The sequence below is a fragment of the Streptomyces sp. NPDC056480 genome, assembly GCF_042795405.1.
GTDB lineage: Bacteria > Actinomycetota > Actinomycetes > Streptomycetales > Streptomycetaceae > Streptomyces.
In genome coordinates this window covers 1-2,330 of the sequence record NZ_JBHTSA010000253.1, presented here as the reverse complement: position 1 = coordinate 2,330, position 2,330 = coordinate 1, and the positions used below count along the sequence as shown (strand labels likewise).

Sequence of the window (2,330 nt, the reverse complement as noted above, 5' to 3'; positions counted from 1 at the left end):
CCGTCCCCGAGTCGAAGATCGTCGAGACCCTCATCGAAGAGGCCCTCAAGATCGCCGAGCAGATGGAGAAGGACGGCGTCGCCAGCGGCGAACCGAATTCCGTCATCGCTCCCGACAACTGCGCATCACCGACACGGTGTGCGCGGCTGAGACCAGCGTGACATGCCGGTGCCAGCCCTTGTACGTCCGGCCGCCGAAGTCGAGGATGCCAAGCCGGTCCGCCCCTTCGCTGCAGTCCTGATCAATACGATTGGGGAGTCTGCTTATCCGGACCAGGTCGGCCACGTGGACGCTCGTCATGTCCGTCAACCACAGCTCACCGGGCCACCGTTCCCGGGGCCGCCCGATTCCCAGCAGGACCAACTGCTCCGCTGCCCGGCAAACTGCTACCTCCGCCGTGGCGGTCAGTTCGGTGCGAGGGGCGGATGCTGACTTCCATACCACCGGGCGTACTCGGCCCCATGCTCCGAGCATGAGCTGGTCTGCTGCCTGCACGTTGTCGGCACGGGCTCTTCTTGGCGCTTGGGCTGTCTCTGCAAGCAGAAGGTTCTTGCTTACCCTGACCATAAAGGGCAGACCTGCCTTGCGAAGACCTCTCACCAGCAAGGAGACGTCAACCTGGCGCGCGTCCATGACCACAGGCATGACCGGGAGGCCCCAGTGGCTCCCGGTTTCCGAAGCGGCATCAATCACGGACGCTGTCAGATCACAGATGGTGACATCGCGGGGGATTGCTGCCTGGCTACGGCGTGTAGGCTGCTCCAGCCAGGCCTCGGACAACTGCAGGCGCCAGTTCACCGGGCTGCTCGTACTTTCCGTCGCGGCCCATATACCAACTGTCTGTTGGGCGTTGATTACCTGGCCGTACTGCGGAGCGTACTGGCGGTCAGCACCGATTGCGTTTTCGCCCCACTTCGGAATCACCTTAGGCCGGACAACCCAAACCGTCGGTCTCATCCTCTCCACCACATACCGGCCCAGAGCCCTGCGGACGGGTGACCACTCCCACGTGGAGTTCGAGATGAAGTGGTGGAGCCGCTGCGGCGCTGCCGAGTCGTCGAACATCGCGGCGATGTTGCGGATCGACCTACGGCCATGCGCTCTGAGCAGGCCTTCCAAGTAGTCCATTCCATGCCTGCGCTGATCACTGCGGGCAAACGACTCGAAGATTTGCTGTCCCAGCTCGTGGAATGCAGGCTGTCCCCATTCGGGCTCATGCCGGGAAATCTTTGCGCTATGCGAGCCTCGCTGGTTGGCAGGGGATGTGCAGCCTCTGTTTCTGCGCTCCTCTCGGGTCTCGAGTGGAGACGCGGAACCTTCCCGCTTTGCAGCCATGTCGATCCTCCAGCTTCCCGGGTGACCGCACCGGCACCTCAGCATGCGTTTGATGCGCTCACAGCGGCACTGATGATGAATCTCGCATGTACTCGCTTGCGCGACGGGCATAATGATCAAATCCCACGATTGCCTCAACGCTCCGGTGCGTGATGAGTAGCAGATACTCAACTCATCGAATCCCTGAGCCGACTGCCGGGTGCTGTGAACTCCTCACGCTCTGCGACAGGGGGCCTATCCTGTTGTCTGCGTACCGCGGAGAACCTGGCGGGAGACGGAACCGCGCAGGCGGGAAGGGGGCGCTGCCCTAGTCGTACCGTTCCCGAGCAGGCCGACCCTGTTGAAGCCAGGTTCGGCAAGGCCGGCCGCCCGTCGGCTTTCGACCGCGCGGCAGCATGCTCCGCAATGCTGTGGAGCGGTGCTTCAACGTTTGTAGCAGTGGCACTACACCGCCATGCGGTGTGACAAGAGGCCCACTTCTACCAAGCAGCAGCCGGCACTCTCACATCGCTACGGATGTAAGCATGACGCTTGACGGCAATTCCCTAGCTAACAGAAGCAGTCGATGGTGTGACTATCAGCCTGGATGCTCGTTGGTTCGTTCGTGGGGAAGGGGAGCTCTCGGCGGTGGGCCGCCTCGGACGAACTGTGGGGACTGACCGAGCCGTTGTTGCCGGTCCGGCCACCGAAGCCGGGCGCAGCCACAGGTTCCTGGTCGGCAGGCTCCGTGCGGAATCCTGTTCATGCTCCGTACGGGGTTCCAGTAGGGAGTACTTGCCCCGGAAGCTCCAGTTCGGGTCCGGCATGACGTCACGTCCGGGCAGCGAGCACCGTGTTCCCGTCGATTGACAGGGCATTCCGCTTGCCGTGTCGCTGACCGGCGGAGATCGCAACGGCATCACTGAACCTCTTTCATCCTGAATAGTTGCAGGTCAGCAGGGTGTGGATGGCTTGGACGATGCGGCTGACGCGGCGGGTGGAGCAGCGTGCTCTGC

1 protein-coding gene is annotated in these 2,330 nt (G+C 62.8%); it reads right to left on the bottom strand.

Translation table 11 applies throughout. From position 1 onward, the window contains the following. Nucleotides 1-102: 102 nt before the first annotated feature. A complete protein-coding gene (locus tag ACFQ79_RS40665; RefSeq protein WP_383593420.1) occupies nt 103-1,335 on the bottom strand; it encodes an IS701 family transposase in 1,233 nt (410 codons plus the stop codon). Between the last annotated feature and the right edge of the window lie 995 nt (nt 1,336-2,330).

What these genes read in the sequence shown, in the direction of transcription:
- ACFQ79_RS40665 (WP_383593420.1), bottom strand. Translation starts at nt 1,335, where the DNA reads ATGGCTGCAAAGCGGGAAGGTTCCGCGTCTCCACTCGAGACCCGAGAG.